The sequence below is a fragment of the Rhizorhabdus histidinilytica genome (assembly GCF_900167915.1).
GTDB classification, from domain to species: Bacteria; Pseudomonadota; Alphaproteobacteria; order Sphingomonadales; family Sphingomonadaceae; genus Rhizorhabdus; species Rhizorhabdus histidinilytica.
Map to the genome: position 1 here is coordinate 192,349 of NZ_FUYM01000005.1, position 15,513 is coordinate 207,861.

The 15,513-nt window shown below is 71.5% G+C and carries 12 protein-coding genes; 9 read left to right on the top strand and 3 right to left on the bottom strand.

The window, feature by feature from the left end:
• The first annotated feature begins 1 nt into the window (after position 1).
• From B5X82_RS12825 to B5X82_RS12850, 6 genes are all read left to right on the top strand, one after another.
• The gene (locus B5X82_RS12825) at positions 2–562 is read left to right on the top strand and encodes a YqgE/AlgH family protein (protein ID WP_079648557.1); all 561 of its coding nucleotides are present in this window, start codon (positions 2–4) and stop codon (positions 560–562) included.
• 129 nt (positions 563–691) lie between these two features.
• Positions 692–2,104, top strand: coding sequence for an adenosylhomocysteinase (gene ahcY / locus B5X82_RS12830; protein WP_079648558.1), 1,413 nt, complete (start codon positions 692–694; stop codon positions 2,102–2,104).
• 137 nt (positions 2,105–2,241) lie between these two features.
• A complete protein-coding gene (locus tag B5X82_RS12835) occupies positions 2,242–4,638 on the top strand; it encodes a sensor histidine kinase (RefSeq protein ID WP_079648559.1) in 2,397 nt (798 codons plus the stop codon).
• A gap of 13 nt (positions 4,639–4,651) precedes the next feature.
• Positions 4,652–5,113: a tRNA (adenosine(37)-N6)-threonylcarbamoyltransferase complex ATPase subunit type 1 TsaE gene (gene tsaE, locus B5X82_RS12840; protein ID WP_079648560.1), complete on the top strand. Its 462-nt coding sequence runs from the start codon at positions 4,652–4,654 to the stop codon at positions 5,111–5,113.
• Positions 5,110–6,081 carry an aminoglycoside phosphotransferase family protein gene (locus B5X82_RS12845; protein WP_079648764.1) on the top strand — a complete coding sequence of 324 codons (972 nt, stop codon included), beginning with the start codon at positions 5,110–5,112 and terminating at the stop codon, positions 6,079–6,081. The genes tsaE and B5X82_RS12845 overlap by 4 nt, the downstream gene beginning before the upstream one ends.
• Positions 6,078–6,836: a nucleotidyltransferase family protein gene (locus tag B5X82_RS12850; RefSeq protein WP_079648561.1), complete on the top strand. Its 759-nt coding sequence runs from the start codon at positions 6,078–6,080 to the stop codon at positions 6,834–6,836. The genes B5X82_RS12845 and B5X82_RS12850 overlap by 4 nt, the downstream gene beginning before the upstream one ends.
• Positions 6,837–6,869: 33 nt before the next feature.
• Here the strand turns inward: B5X82_RS12850 and B5X82_RS12855 are convergent, their stop codons facing one another.
• Positions 6,870–7,046, bottom strand: coding sequence for a YegP family protein (locus B5X82_RS12855; RefSeq protein ID WP_079648562.1), 177 nt, complete (start codon positions 7,044–7,046; stop codon positions 6,870–6,872).
• A gap of 108 nt (positions 7,047–7,154) precedes the next feature.
• Between B5X82_RS12855 and addB the strand changes: the two genes are divergently transcribed.
• The 3 genes from addB to trxA are packed head-to-tail and all read left to right on the top strand — an operon-like array spanning position 7,155 to position 14,053.
• Positions 7,155–10,256 carry a double-strand break repair protein AddB gene (addB, locus tag B5X82_RS12860; RefSeq protein WP_079648765.1) on the top strand — a complete coding sequence of 1,034 codons (3,102 nt, stop codon included), beginning with the start codon at positions 7,155–7,157 and terminating at the stop codon, positions 10,254–10,256.
• Complete coding sequence (addA, locus tag B5X82_RS12865) at positions 10,253–13,681, top strand: double-strand break repair helicase AddA (protein WP_079648563.1); 3,429 nt, start codon at positions 10,253–10,255, stop codon at positions 13,679–13,681. The genes addB and addA overlap by 4 nt, the downstream gene beginning before the upstream one ends.
• Before the next feature lie 51 nt (positions 13,682–13,732).
• The gene (gene trxA, locus B5X82_RS12870; protein ID WP_047168959.1) at positions 13,733–14,053 is read left to right on the top strand and encodes a thioredoxin TrxA; all 321 of its coding nucleotides are present in this window, start codon (positions 13,733–13,735) and stop codon (positions 14,051–14,053) included.
• 40 nt (positions 14,054–14,093) lie between these two features.
• Here the strand turns inward: trxA and B5X82_RS12875 are convergent, their stop codons facing one another.
• Together B5X82_RS12875 and B5X82_RS12880 are read right to left on the bottom strand one after the other, a co-directional pair.
• Complete coding sequence (locus tag B5X82_RS12875) at positions 14,094–14,891, bottom strand: inositol monophosphatase family protein (protein ID WP_079648564.1); 798 nt, start codon at positions 14,889–14,891, stop codon at positions 14,094–14,096.
• Positions 14,891–15,502 (bottom strand): glutathione S-transferase family protein, encoded by a 612-nt coding sequence (locus B5X82_RS12880; RefSeq protein ID WP_079648565.1) that lies wholly within the window; start codon positions 15,500–15,502, stop codon positions 14,891–14,893. The genes B5X82_RS12875 and B5X82_RS12880 overlap by 1 nt, the downstream gene beginning before the upstream one ends.
• Between the last annotated feature and the right edge of the window lie 11 nt (positions 15,503–15,513).

Here is a 15,513-nt window from a genome sequence, read left to right on the forward strand (position 1 = left end):
GATGGATGCGCCAGCCTCTCTCCGCGGGCAGTTGCTGCTCGCCATGCCCGGCATCGGCGACCCGCGCTTCGAGAAGGCGGTGATCGCGATGTGCGCGCATGACGAGAATGGCGCGCTCGGTGTCGGCGTCGACCGGGTCATGCCCGGCATCACCCTGCACGGGCTGCTCGAGCAGCTCGACGTTGATCCCGGCATCGCCCCCGACTGCGACATCCTGCTCGGCGGGCCGGTCGAGCAGCGGCGCGGCTTCGTCCTGCACAGCACCGACTGGCTGGGCGAGGACAGCCTGCTGGTCGAGGACCGCTGGTGCCTGACCTCGACGCTCGACGTGCTGCGCGCCATCGCGGAGGGCAAGGGCCCCGCGCGCTGGCTGGTCGCGCTCGGCTATGCCGGCTGGGGCGAGGGCCAGCTCGACGGCGAGATGCGCCGCCATGGCTGGCTCGCGACTCGCGGCGAGGATGGGCTGATCTTCGACCACCAGCCGCCCCGCCGCTGGGAAGCCGCGATGCGTTCCGCCGGGATCGATCCGCGCCTGCTGGCCGCCACCAGCGGCCAGGCCTGAGCGCGTCCTCCCCCGCGAGGGGCACGCATATAAAGATATCTTTATATTTGCATCGAAAGGCCTGCCGGGCTATTGCGCCGGGCATTGCCGCCGGCACGGCCGGCTGCCCCATTCCCGAAGGAGAAGCCCGTGGCCACCGCCGTTGCGAGCGAAACGAAGGACTATGTTGTTGCCGATCTGGGCCTGGCCGAGTTCGGCCGCCGCGAGATCGAGATTGCCGAGACGGAGATGCCGGGCCTGATGGCGCTCCGCGCCGAATATGGCGCATCGAAACCGCTGAAGGGCGCGCGGATCACCGGATCGCTGCACATGACGATCCAGACCGCGGTGCTGATCGAGACGCTGGTCGAGCTGGGCGCCGACGTGCGCTGGGCGACCTGCAACATCTTCTCGACTCAGGACCATGCGGCGGCGGCGATCGCGGCGCGCGGCATCCCGGTGTTCGCGATCAAGGGCGAGACGCTGGCCGATTATTGGGACTATGTCGGCCGTATCTTCGACTGGGGCGACGGCACCACCGCCAATATGATCCTCGACGACGGCGGCGACGCGACGATGTTCGCGCTGTGGGGCGCGAAGCTCGAAGCCGGCGCCACGCTGGGCGAGCCCGGCAATGCCGAGGAGATCGAGTTCCAGCGCGCGCTCAAGGCGTTCGTCGCCGCCAAGCCCGGCTACCTGACCGAGAGCGTCAAGGCGATCCGCGGCGTGTCGGAAGAAACCACCACCGGCGTCCACCGCCTCTACGAGATCGCCAAGAAGGGTGAGCTGCCCTTCCCGGCGATCAACGTCAACGACAGCGTCACCAAGTCGAAGTTCGACAATCTCTACGGCTGCAAGGAATCGCTGGTCGACGCGATCCGCCGCGCGACCGACGTGATGCTGGCCGGCAAGATCGCCTGCGTCGCGGGCTTCGGCGACGTCGGCAAGGGTTCCGCAGCTTCGCTGCGCAACGGCGGCGCCCGCGTGCTGGTCACCGAGATCGACCCGATCTGCGCGCTGCAGGCGGCGATGGAGGGCTATGAGGTGGTGACGATGGAGGAAGCGGTGACCCGCGCCGACATCTTCGTCACCGCGACCGGCAACGAGGACGTGATCACCGCCGAGCACATGAAGGCGATGAAGCCGATGGCGATCGTCTGCAACATCGGCCACTTCGACAGCGAGATCCAGATCGCGGCGCTCAGCAACTACAAGTGGACCGAGATCAAGCCGGGCACCGACCTGGTCGAGTTCCCGGACGGCAAGCAGATCCTGATCCTCGCCAAGGGCCGCCTGGTCAATCTGGGCTGCGCCACCGGCCATCCCAGCTTCGTGATGTCGTCGAGCTTCACCAACCAGGTGCTCGCGCAGATCGAGCTGTTCACCAAGCAGGGCCAATATGGCAACGAGGTGTTCGTCCTGCCCAAGCATCTCGACGAGAAGGTCGCCGCGCTTCACCTCGACAAGCTCGGCGTCAAGCTGACCAAGCTCACCCCCAAGCAGGCGAGCTATATCGGCGTCACCACCGAAGGGCCGTTCAAGCCCGACCATTACCGCTACTGATCGACCGGTGGAGGCGGGCGGACGCCGCTCGCCTCCACCGTCGCTCTGCCCCGTCATCCCGGCTTTCGCCGGGATGACGTTTGAGAGAGGCATTTCCCCGCTCGCGCCTTCCATGATCCCGCTCTAGAAGCGTCGCCATGTCGCAGATGATCCAGCTCGATCCGGTCGCCGCCCTCATGCTCGCGATCATCGTCGCGCTGTGGGTGGCCGCCGCCGTCGCGTCGATCATCATGGGGCTGCGGCGCGACGTGATCGCCAAGACCCGCGCACGCGATATCGAGCGGCAGGGGGCACTGCTCGCCAGCGCGCCGGCGGTTCCCTTCCGCGTCGGGCTCGACGGCCGGATCGGCGCCGATCCCCGGCTCGCCCATTGGCTCGGCCTGCCCGTCCCGCCCGCGACGATCAACGACATGGCCGGACAGGGCGTGGCGGGGCAGGACGGAGGCGGCATCTCGGTGGTCGACGCCGAGGGGTTGGCCGCCGACATCGCCGCCGCCAACCAGGCCGGGCGTCCGTTCGAACGGGTGCTCCGCCTTGCGGGGACAGATCGGGTGCTGCTCGCGCGCGGCCGGCCGTCGCCGCCCGCGATCGGCGACGGCGTGATCGTCTGGCTGTTCGACAACACCGAGGCCGAACGCACCATCGCCCGGCTGTCGGCCGAGGGCCAGGCGGTCAGCGACGCGCTCGACAGCTGCCTCGCGCTGATCGAGGCGGCACCCTTCCCGATGTGGCACCGCGGCCCCGACCTGAAGCTGGCACTGGTCAACTCCGCCTATGTCGCCGCGGTCGAAGGCGAGAGCGCCGAGGAGGTCGTGACCAACGGGGTCGAGCTGGTCGATTCGGCCGATGGCCGCGCCCCGCGCGCGACGGCGCTGGCGGCACGCGACAGCGGCCGCATCAAGACCCATGTCGTCCCCGTCACGCTGGGCGGACAGCGGCGGACGATGCGGATCGTCGACGTGCCGATGGGCGAGCATGGCGTCGCCGGCTACGCCTTCGACATCCAGGATCTCGAACAAACGCGCGGCGAGCTCGGCCGTTTCCAGGAAGCGCAGCGCGAGCTGTTCGACCGGTTGTCGGCCGGGGTCGCGCAGTTCGGGCCCGACCGCAACCTGATCTTCTGCAACCAGCCCTTCCTGCAATTCTTCTCGCTGCTGCCCGAATGGATGTCGGACCATCCCGAGTTCGATCGCGTGCTCGAACGGATGCGCGAGACCCAGCGCCTGCCCGAGGCACGCGATTTCCCCGGCTGGAAGGCCGAGCGCCGCGCCTGGTTCAACGCGGTCGACGCGGTCGAGGAGAACTGGACGATCCCCGGCGGCCAGCATCTGCGCGTCGTCGCCCAGCCACTGCCCAATGGCGGCCTGCTGCTGTTCTTCGAGGACCGCACCGAACAGGTCCAGCTGTCCAGCGCGCGCGACACGCTGCTGCGCGTCCGTGCCGCGACCTTCGAGAATCTGTTCGAGGCGATCGGCGTGTTCGCCTCCGACGGCCGACTCCACATCTGGAACCAGAGCTTCCGCGACATATGGGGCCTGTCGGAGGCCGACCTGGCCCAGAATCTCCGCGTCGACGCGATGGTCGAACTGGTCGCGGCCAAGCTGGCCGATCCGTCGCGCGCGCAGCTGCTGCGCGACCTGGTCCGCATCGCGACGGTCGACCGGCAGGCGCGCACCGGCCGGATGGCGCTCGCCGACGGCCGCTATTTCGACTTCGCGGTGGTGCCGCTGCCCGACGGCAACGCGCTGTTCACCCTGCTCGACATCACCGCCTCGCGCGGGATCGAGGAAGCGCTGCGCGGACGCGCCGACGCGCTCGAGGAGGCCGACAAGCTCAAGACGGCCTTCGTTGCCAATATGAGCTACGAGCTGCGCGTGCCGCTGACCTCGATCGCGGGCTTCGCGGAGCTGCTCGACGGCGGCTATGCAGGCGAGCTGCCGGCGATCGCCCAGGAATATGTCAAGGCGATCCTCGCCTCGGTCGGCCGGCTCGGCTCGCTGGTCGAGGACGTGCTGGATCTCACCCAGGGCGCCGCCGGCAACCTGCCGCTGTCCGAGGAGCAGGTCGACATGGGGGTGCTGCTCACCGGGGCGGTCGCCGCCGCCCGTCCCGCCGCCGAGGGCAAACCGCTCCAGCTCCTCGTCGACGTCGAACCGGGGTTGGGCGAGATCCGCGGCGATCCGCGCCGGCTGCGCCAGATCGCCGACCATCTGCTCAACAACGCGATCGCCTATACCCCGCCGCAGGGCCGGGTAACGATCCGCGTCCACGGCGATGACGACATGATCGTCTGGGTCGTGTCCGACACCGGCCCCGGCATGGACGCCGCCCAGCGCGCCGGCATCTTCGACGCCTATCCGCGCATCGACGCGAGCAACGACGAGGGCAAGCAGCTGATCGGCATCGGCCTGCCGCTGACCCGCCAGCTCGTCGAGGCGCATGGCGGCTCGATCGCACTGGAGAGCGAACCCGGCCGCGGCACCACCGTGACGATCCACCTGCCGCGCCGCCATGGCGAGCATGGCCATGCGTGAGCCACGGGAAGGCATGACGGAGCATTCGCTGCACCTCGACGGCCCCGAAGCGACCGCCGCCGCGGGCGCGGCGCTCGCGGCGGTGCTTCGCCCCGGCGACGTGGTCGCGCTGAGCGGCGATCTCGGCGCGGGCAAGACCTGCTTCGCGCGCGGGCTGCTTCATGCGCTCGGCTTCGCGGGCGAGGTGCCCTCGCCGAGCTTCCCGATCGTCATCCCCTATGCGCCGCCCGAGCTCGGCCTGCCGCTCTGGCATGTCGACCTCTACCGGATCGATGATCCCGAGGAGATCGAGGAGCTGGGGCTGGAGGAGGCGCGCGCCGACAGCGCGCTGCTGATCGAATGGCCCGAGCGGATGGGTCCCCGGCTGTGGCCCGACGCGCTGCGCCTGACCATCGACAGGGATGGACCCGATGCGCGCCGCTTGACTTGGGCGGCGCCCGCGCCATGGGAGGGCCGATGGCCGCCACGAACATGATCCCCCCACCCCACGCTCCCGCCTTCCTCGACCGTGCCGGCTGGGGCGGCGGGGATATCCGGCCGCTCGCGGGCGATGCCAGCTTCCGCCGCTATTTCCGGGTCCATCGCGACGGCGACAGCGCCGTGCTGATGGACGCCCCACCCGAGTATGAGGACAGCCGCCCCTTCCTGGCGGTCGCCGAGCATCTCGCCGCGATCGGCTTCCGCGCGCCGCGCGTGCTGGCGCGCGACCTGGAGGCGGGGCTGATCCTGCTCGAGGATTTCGGCGACGATCGGATGAAGGAGGCGATCGAGGCCGACCCCGCCGCCGAGACGCCGATCTACGCGCAGGCGATCGACCTGCTCGCCGACCTGCATGGCCATGCCGCCGGGCCGCTGCCGCCCTATGACATGGCCGTGTACCAGCGCGAGGCGGGTCTGTTTCCCGAATGGTACATGCCGGCAGTCGGTCTCGACGCCGACGCGGAGGGCTGTGCCACGAGCTGGGCCGCCGCCTGGGACGCGGTACTGGCGCCGATCGCGGCGGACCGCTCGGTCAGCGTGCTGCGCGACTATCATGCCGAGAATATCATGCTGCTCGGCGACGGCAGCCTCGGCCTGCTCGATTTCCAGGACGCGCTGGCCGGCCACCCCGCCTATGACCTGGTTTCGCTGCTGCAGGACGCGCGGCGCGACGTGCCGCCGGACGTCGAGGCGGCGATGATTGCGCGTTATGCCGCGCGTCGCCCGTTCGACGAGGCTGCCTATGCGCTGCTCGGCGCGCAGCGCAACGCGAAGATCCTCGGCATCTTCACCCGGCTGTGGAAGCGCGACGGCAAGCCCCGCTACCTCGCCTTCCAGCCGCGCGTCTGGGGCTATCTCGAACGCGATCTCGCCCATCCGGCGCTGGCCCCGGTGAAGGCCTGGTTCGACGCGCACGTCCCTCCGGCCCAACGCGCCGCCCACTGGACGGATCACATCATATGAGCTTCGCCAAGCCCCTGTCGCTGCGCCCCAATCCGGCGCGCGTGCCGATCGGCACCGCGATGGTGCTCGCCGCCGGGCTCGGCAAGCGGATGCGGCCGCTGACCGCCACCCGGCCCAAGCCGCTGGTCGAGGTGGCGGGCAAGGCGCTGCTCGACCATGTGCTCGACCGGCTGCGCGACGCCGGCATCGGCCGCGTCGTCGTCAATGTCCACTATCTGGCCGATGCGCTGGAGGCGCATCTCAGGCGCAAGGCGGCCGATCTCGACGTCCGCATCTCCGACGAGCGCGGGCTGCTGCTGGAGACGGGAGGCGGGGTCGCCCGGGCGCTGCCGCTGATCCCCGACGACCCCTTCCTGATCGTCAACAGCGACAATCTGTGGGTCGACGGGCCGGTCGACGCGATCAGCCTGCTGGCCGACCGCTGGGACGACGCGACGATGGACGCGCTGCTGCTGCTCGTCCCGCTGGCGCGCGCCAATTGCCACAACGGGATGGGCGACTTCCACATGGACGGCGACGGCCGCATCGCGCGGCGCCGCACCGCCAAGGTCGCGCCCTTCGTCTATACCGGGATCCAGCTCGTCTCGAAGCGGCTGTTCGCGGACCTGCCCGAGGGGCCGTTCGGCTTCATGCTGCTGTGGGAAAGGGCGATCGCCGCCGGCCGCGCCTTCGGCCTGGTCCACCAGGGCCTTTGGTTCGACGTCGGCACGCCCCCCGCGATCGGCAAGACCGAGGCGCTGCTGGGGCGGAACTGATCCGTCCCCGGCGCCTCGGTCGTCCGCCGACGATCAGCTATTGTCTTCGGTCGGGGCGTCCGGGCCGTTCTTCTTGATCGAATCGATCGCGTTCTGGGCGCTCGCCTTGCTGGCATAGCCTTCGGTCGAGAAGATCGTCTCGTTGTTATATTTGAAGCGGACCCGGAATTCCCCCGCCTTGTCCTTATGGATCTCGAACTTGTGCGCCATGATACTCTCCCTACGAAACCGGCCGCACGTTAACATGGGTTATGACCGGATCAACAGGGCGGTGAGGCGCGGCTTCCGCTGACGCGACGAAGCGCTACAGTGACCGCGATGTCCCGCCCCGCCGTCTTCACCATCCCCGCCCACCGCGCCTTTGCCGACGCCCTCGCGGCCGGGTTGATCGCGCGTCACGGACCCGATCCGCTGGGGCTCGCGCGGACGGTGGTGCTGGTGCCCAACAACCGCGCGGCGCGGGCGATCAGCGACGCCTTCGTCCGCCGCGCCGAAGGTGGACTGCTGTTGCCGCGCCTCGTCGCGATCGGCGATCCCGAGCTCGACGAGCGGCTTGGCGGGCTGCTCGATCCGATCGACGCGGAGGGGGAGGGGGACGAGCCGATCCCGCCCGCGATCGACCCGCTCGAACGGCAGATGATCCTCGCCCGGCTCACCGCCGAGGCGCGCCAGGCGGCGGGTGATCCGATCGACGGCGGCGAGGCGATCCGGCTGGCCGGCGAGCTCGGCCGCACGCTCGACCAGATGCTGATCGAGCAGATCCCCGCCGCGCGGCTGCGCGACCTGGTCTCGCTGCCCGAATTGTCCGAGCATTGGCAGCGATCGCTGGCGATGCTCGATACGATCCTGACCCGCTGGCCCGCCGAGCTGGCGGCGCGCGGGCGGATCGAGCTGGCCGAGCGGCGCAACCGGCTGCTCGATCGGGTGGCGCGGCGCTGGCGCCGTAACCCGCCGCCCGGCGCCGTGATCGCTGCGGGCATCAGCAGCACGACGCCGGCAGTCGCCCGCCTGCTCGGCGTCGTCGCCCGGCTACCCGACGGCATGGTGGTGCTGCCCGGGCTCGACACCGTCTCCGACGAGGCGGAGTGGCGGGCGCTCGGGCCGCATGAGGCCGGGGAGGACGGCGGCCGTCCGCCCCGCCCGGTCGAAAGCCATCCGCAATATGCGCTGAAGCGGCTGCTCGACCGGATGGACGTCGGCCGCGGCGAGGTCGCGACCTGGCGCTGGGGCGGGGGCCGCGACGCGCGGTCGGTCCGCGCCCGGGCGATCGCCAATGCGATGGCGCCCGCCGCCTTCACCGACAAATGGCACCGCCTGCCCCCGGCCGAGCGGCGGCTGACCGGCGTCCGCGCGATCGAGCTGGCCAACCCGGCGGAGGAGGCGCAGGTGATCGCGCTCGCCTTGCGCGAGGCGATCGAGACGCCGGGCCGCACCGCCGCGCTCGTCACGCCCGACCGCGTGCTCGCCCGCCGCGTCACCGCGCATCTCGCCCGCTGGGGGATCGTCGCCGACGATTCGGCGGGCACGCCGCTGTCGCTGACCCCGGCCGGCACGCTGCTCCTCGCGGTCGCCGAGGCGGCGGCCGAGGGTTTCGCGCCGGTGCCGCTGCTGGCGCTGCTCAAGCATCCGCTGGTGCGGCGGGGAGCTGCGCGCGGCGCCTGGCTCGACGGCGCGCGCAAGCTCGACATCGCGCTGCGCGGGCCGCGCCCGCCCGCCGGGCTCGACGGCATCGCCCGCTATCTGCGCGACGGCGACGGCCATGCGAAGCGCGCCCGCGCCCCCGCGATCGGCTGGTGGGACGAGGTCCGCCCGCTGCTGGAGCCCTTGGAGGCGGCCTTCAGCAAGAAGCCGTTCGTGTCGAGCCCCTCGACTGCCTGCAAGGCAGGCGCTCGGGATGAACTTCGGCCAGAGGCCGAAGTCGAGACAGGTTCTCCCCAGCCTACGTCCCCCGACTCCGCTCGGGACGAACGGGGACTGGGTGGCTTGCTGGAAGCCCTCCGCGAAACCATGGGCACGCTCGCGGACGATGCCGGCTGGTCGGGCCCGGACGGCCGCGCCGCCGCCGACCTGGTCGCCGAGCTGGAGGCCTGGGCGCCGGTCGGCCCCGCCACCTTCGATCCCGCCGGCCTCGCGCCGACGCTGCGTCTGCTGATGGACGCGGTCGCCGTCCGCCCGCCGCAGGGCGGCCATCCGCGCCTGTCGATCTGGGGCCTGCTCGAAGCCCGGCTCCAGCATGCCGACCTGATGGTGCTGGGCGGGCTCAACGAGGGGGTGTGGCCGGCCCTGCCCAGCCCCGATCCCTGGCTCGCCCCGCGCATCCGCGCCGAGCTCGGCCTGCCTGGCCTCGAAACCCGGATCGGCCTGTCGGCGCACGACTTCGCGATGGCGCTCGGCGCGCCCGAGCTGATCGTCACCCGCGCCCGGCGCGACGCCCGCGCGCCGACCATCGCCTCGCGCTTCTGGCTGCGGCTGGAGGCGATGACCGGCGGCATCACCCGCGAACACCGCCTGCCCAACTGGGCCGCCGCGATCGACCGGCCGGCCGACCGTCTTTTCATCGGCCGCCCCGAACCCGCGCCCCCCGTCGCCGATCGGCCGGACGTCATCGCCGTCACCAGGCTCGACCGGCTCCAGGCCGATCCCTTCGCCTTCTACGCCGACGCGATGCTCAGGCTCCGCCCGCTCGACGCGGTCGACGCCGATCCGACCCCGGCGTGGCGCGGCACCGCCGTCCATGCCGTGTTCGAGGCGTGGATGAAGCAGGACGATTGCGACCCCGACAGGCTGCTGCCACGCGCCGAGGCGATGCTGCGCGAGATGGCCGCCCACCCGGTGATGCAGGCGCTGTGGGAACCCCGGCTGATCGAGGCGCTGCGCTGGGTCGCCGATCGGATGCGTGAGGAGCGCGCGCAGGGCCGCCGCCCGATCGCCGCCGAGCTCGACGGCCGGACCGAGATCGCCGGCATCACCCTGACCGGCAAGGTCGACCGCATCGACCGGCTCGCCGACGGCACCCTCGCGATCGTCGACTACAAGACCGGCAAGCCGCCCAGCGCGGCGCAGGTCGAGGCGGGCTATGCGATGCAGCTCGGCCTGCTCGGCCTGATCGCGGATCGTGGCGGCTTCGGCGGAGTCGAGGGAACGCCGCTCGTCTTCGAATATTGGTCGCTGGCGAAGGACCGCGACGCCTTCGGCCAGGTCCGCTCGCCGGTCGGCGGCAAGAGCCATGTCGCGCCGCAGGACTTCGTCGCCCATGCCGCCGCGATCCTGGCGCGCGCGGTCGAGCGCTGGCTGACCGGGAACGAGCCCTTCACCGCCAAGCTCGCCCCCGAATATTCGCCCTATGCCGATTATGACCAGCTCATGCGGCTCGACGAATGGTATGGCCGGGGCAGCGGCGAGGCGGAGGGCGGACGATGAGCGGGCGCCTCAGGCCGCTCGACCCGCTGCAGCCGCAGCAGCGCGCCGCCTCCGACCCGCGCGAGCTGGTCTGGCTGTCGGCGTCGGCCGGCACCGGCAAGACCCATGTGCTCACCGCGCGGGTGCTGCGCCTGCTGCTCGGCGGCGCCGCGCCCGAGGCGATCCTCTGCCTCACCTTCACCAAGGCGGGCGCGGCCGAGATGGCCGAGCGCATCCACCGCCGCCTCGCCCATTGGGCGGGACAGAAGGACGATCGCAAGCTGACCCAGGACCTCACCCGACTGGGCGAGGATGCCGGGCCCGAGGCGTTGAAGCGGGCGCGGCAATTGTTCGCGCGGGTGCTGGAGGCGCCCGGTGGCGGGCTGCGCATCCAGACCATCCACGCCTTCTGCCAGACGCTGCTCGCCGGCTTCCCGGCCGAGGCGGGGCTCACCCCCGGCTTCCGCCCGATCGAGGGGCGCGAGGAGGCCGCGCTCGCCCGCCGCACCCTCGCCGACCTGCTCGACGGCGCGGCGCGCGGCGGCGACCATGGCCTGATCCGCGACGTCCAGGCGCTCAGCCTGCGGCTTGGCGAGGGCGGGGCCGAGGCCTATCTGCTCGACTGCGCCCGCGCGCCCGACGCGCTGGCCGCGCTCGGCGCGCGCGGGGCGATCGAGCCCCGGCTGCGTCACGCCTTCGACGTGCCGCTCGGCGATGTGGAGGAGGCGATCGAAGCGGCCTGCGCCGGCCTCGACCTCGCCTGTTTCGAGGCGGTCGCCCGCACCAACGCCGCCTGGGGCACCGCGACCGGGCTGCGCGACGCCGACACGATCGCCGCCTTCCTCGCGGCCGGCCCGGCCTCGCGCGCCGCGATGCTGGAGGAGGTGCTGTTCGTCGTCCTGACGAAGAGCTTCGAGCCGCGCAAATATGCCGCCGGGCTGCTCAAGGCCGACCCCGGCTATCCCGACCAGTGCGTCCGGCTCGCCGACCAGATCGGTCGGCTGCTCGGCTGGCGCCACCGTGCCGCGCTCGCCGCCGCGATCGGCGCGGGCCTGCGCGCCGGCCAGGCCTATGCACAGGCCTATGCCGAGGCGAAGCGCGCCGCCGGGCTGGTCGACTTCGACGACCTGATCCGCGCCACCGTCCGCTTGCTCGACGAGCCCGGCATGGGCGACTGGGTGCGCTACAAACTCGACCAGCAGACCGACCATATCCTGGTCGACGAGGCGCAGGACACCAATGCCGCGCAATGGGCGATCGTCGGCCGGCTCGCCGAGGAATTCTTCGTCGGCGCCGGCGCGCGCGGCGGGGCGCCGCGCACCATCTTCACCGTCGGCGATTTCAAGCAGGCGATCTTCGGCTTCCAGGGCACCGACCCGGTCGAGTTCGAGCGCGCCCGGCTCGGCTTCGCGATCAAGGCGCTCCAGGTCGACCGCGAGTTCCTCGACCTGTCGCTCGACCGCAGCTTCCGCTCGGCGCCCGCCGTGCTCGAACTGGTCGACCGGCTGATCGCCGATCTCGGCCATGAGGAGATGGGCCTGTTCACCCCGGCCGAGCGCCACGCCGCGCACCATGCGATGCCGGGCCGGGTGACGCTTTGGAAGCCGCTGTCGATCGAGGAGGCGGCCGACGACGACGGCGAGGAGGGCTTCATCGACGACGCCACCCGCGCCTATGCCGGCCGGCTGGCGAAACAGGTGCGGCGCTGGATCGACGAGCGGCTGTGGCTGGCGAGCAAGAAGCGCCCGATCCGGCCCGAGGATATATTGATCCTCGTCCGCCGCCGCGCCGACCTCGCCTCGCTGATCGTCGCCCGGCTCCATGCCGAGAAGGTGCCGGTGGCGGGCGTCGACCGGCTGCGGCTGACCGCGCCGCTCGTCGTCAAGGACCTGCTCGCCGCCGTCCGCTTCGCCGTCCAGCGCGAGGACGACCTGAGCCTCGCCGCGCTGCTCGTCTCGCCGCTGTTCGGCTGGAGCCAGGAGGAACTCTACCGGGTCGGCTTCGGCCGGCGCGGGCCGCTGGTCGACGCGGTGCGCGCCAAGGGCGACGCCGCGACCAACGCCGCGCTCGACGAGATCCTCGCCCGCGCCGACTTCACCACCCCCTATCGTTTCCTCGAGCATCTGCTGACCGGCCCGCTCGACGGCCGCCGCAAGCTGCTGCGCCGGCTGGGCGACGAGGCGCGCGACCCGATCGACGAGCTGCTCGGCGCCGCGCTCCAGTTCGAAGGGACGGCGACCGCGACGCTCCAGCGCTTCCTCGACTGGTTCGATCGCGGCGACGTCGAGATCACCCGCGATCCCTCCGCCCCGCTCGACGCGGTGCGGGTGATGACCGTCCACGGATCGAAGGGGCTGGAAGCGCCGCTCGTCATCCTCGCCGACGCGACCGCCGATCCCGACCTCAGCCCCGACCGGCGGCTCGACTGGGCGATCGAGGAGGGCGCCGAACCGGTGCCGGTGCTGCGCCCGCGCAAGGCCGAGATGGTCGAGGCGCTGCGCAAGGACGCCGAGGCGCTCGCCAGGCGCGAGCGGCAGGAACATTGGCGGCTGCTCTACGTCGCGCTGACCCGCGCGCAGGAGCATCTGGTGATCGGCGGCACGCTCGGCATCCGCGCGCGCGGCGTTCCCCCGGCGTCGAGCTGGTATCAGGCGATCGACCAGGCGATGGCCGGCCTCGGCTGCACGCCCGTCGAAGACCCGCTATGGGTCGAGGCGCGGCACTATCACGGCTCGGTGGCGGCGACGGGGACGACCGTTCCGGCCCGGCCGAGGCGCGGCGCGCCGGTGCTGGCCGAGCCCGGCTGGCTGCGCTGCCCCGCCCCGCCCGAGGCGCGCCCTCCGCGCCCGCTCGCGCCCTCGTCGCTCGGGCTCGACGACGTGCCCGATCCGCCGCCGTCGGCGGCGCTGCGCGCAGCCGCCCGGCGCGGCACGCTGCTCCACGCGCTGTTCGAGCGGCTCCCGGCCATCGATCCCGAGCGCCGCCGCGACGCCGCGCTGCGCTGGCTGCTCGGCTCGGCCGGGGTCGAGGAGGAAGCCGCCGCCCGCACTTTGGCCGACGACGCCTGCCGCGTCATCGCCGATCCGCGCTTCGCCGCGATCTTCGGCGCCGACGCGCTCGCCGAAGCGCCGGTCGCGGCGGTGGTCGCGGGGGAGGTGGTGTCGGGCACAGTCGACCGGCTGCTCGTCGCCGCCGACCGCATCCTCGTCGTCGACTTCAAGACCGGCCGCCGCGCGCCCGCCGACCTCGCCGCCGTGCCCGACCATCACCTGCGCCAGATGAGCGCCTATGCCGCAGCCCTTGGCGTGATCTTCCCCGGACGCCCGGTCGCGGCGGCGTTGCTCTACACCGCCGGCCCGACCCTGATCGAGCTGCCCGCCGCCGTGCTGGATGCGCACAAGCCCGGCTTTAGGGGGCAGGAGCAAAAGCAGGGGCAAGGCCGTTGAGACTGCCGGCAGGCCCGCTTACATCTGATCCCGTAACCAAGGAGCGTATCCATGCCCACCAAAGCGATCACCGACTCGTCCTTCCATGACGACGTCATCAGTGCCGACAAGCCCGTCCTCGTCGATTTCTGGGCCGAGTGGTGCGGTCCGTGCAAGATGATCGGTCCGGCCCTGGAGGAGATCGCCGACGAGCTCGGCGAGAAGGTGACGATCGCCAAGATCAACATCGACGACAATCCCGACGCCCCCGGCCGCTACGGCGTCCGCGGCATCCCGACGATGATCCTGTTCAAGAACGGCCAGCCCACCGCGACCAAGGTCGGCGCCGCGCCGAAGAGCCAGCTCAAGGGCTGGCTGGAAGGCGAGCTTTAAGCCTCGCTCCCTCTCCCGCTTGCGGGAGAGGGCCCGATCCTCAATCGAACAGCACCGCCCTGGCCAGCGCCCACATCTCGGGCGAACCGGCCGCGATCGCGCCATGGCGCGGGTCGGCGAGGCGATAGGGCGTGCCGTTGTCGCGGGCGATCATGCCGCCCGCCTCCTCCAGCATCAGTGCCCCGGCCGCATGGTCCCAGGGGTGGGTCTTCTCGAACAGCGCGATATCGTTGGCACCCAGGATCAGGCGCGGATATTGCTCGCCCGCGCAGCGCGGGATGTCGACGATCTCCAGCACGCCCTCGGCGCGGCGGCGGACGTCTGCCTGGCGGTCCTCGGGCATGAAATAGGTGGCGATCGCCGCCTTGGGCGGCCCGTCCGAGCGGCGCGCCGTCACCCGCTCGCCATCGATGAAGCAGCCGCGCCCGCGCGCGGCGTGGACGATGCGGTCGATCACCGGATCGTAGATCCACCCCGCCTCACGCTCCCCGTCGACGGCGAGGCCGACCATGATCGCGAAGGGGCCGTGTCCTGCGGTGAAATTGTTGGTGCCGTCGAGCGGATCGATGATCCAGGCGACGCCGTCGCCGACCCGGTCGACGATCGACGGATCGGCCGCGGCGGCCTCCTCGCCGATGATCCGCGCCTCGGGCAGCAGCCGGCCGAGCGCCTCGCTCAGCCGCGCCTCCGATTCGCGATCGACGATCGTGACGAAGTCGCCGGGGCTCTTCTCGGCGAACTGATCGGCGGCAAGCTTGCGGAAGCGCGGCATCATGACCTCGCGGGCGACGCCCTGTATCAGGTCGAGCACCGGCCGATAGAGGTCATGCATCGGCATCAGCTCAGCGGGATCATGACCGTGTCGGCATAGCCTGGCCGCTGTTGCAGCCGGGCATACCAGTCGGCGACATGCGGTCGTTCCGGCCGGTCGATGGCGAGCGCGTACCAGCTATGGACATAGACGCCCATCGGGATGTCGCCGATCCCGAAATCGTCGCCCGACAGCCAGGGCCGCTCGGCCAGCGCCGCGTCGAGGATCGCCATCAGCTCCCCCGCATGCCGGGCCGCCGCCGCGATCTTCGCCGCGTCGCGATCGGCGGGCGCGGTGCGGACGAGCTGGATGAAGGCGTCCCGCTGCGCCTCGGCATAGCCGAACTGCCAATCCATCCAGCGGTCGGCGAGCGCCCGCGCCCGCAGGTCGGCGGGCCACAGCGCGGGCGCGTACCTCGCCGCGAGATAGCGCAGGATCGCGTTCGACTCCCACAGCACGAAGCCATCGTCCTCGATCGTCGGAATCAGCCGGTTGGGGTTCATCGCCAGATAGGCGTCGGTGAAGCCGAAGCTCCCGCCGATGTCGCGTCGCTCGTGCGGGATCCCCGCCTCGACCGCGAGCCACGCGACCTTCTTGACGTTGTGCGAGTTGAGGCGGCCCCAGATGATCAGTGACATGTGCGCAGGCG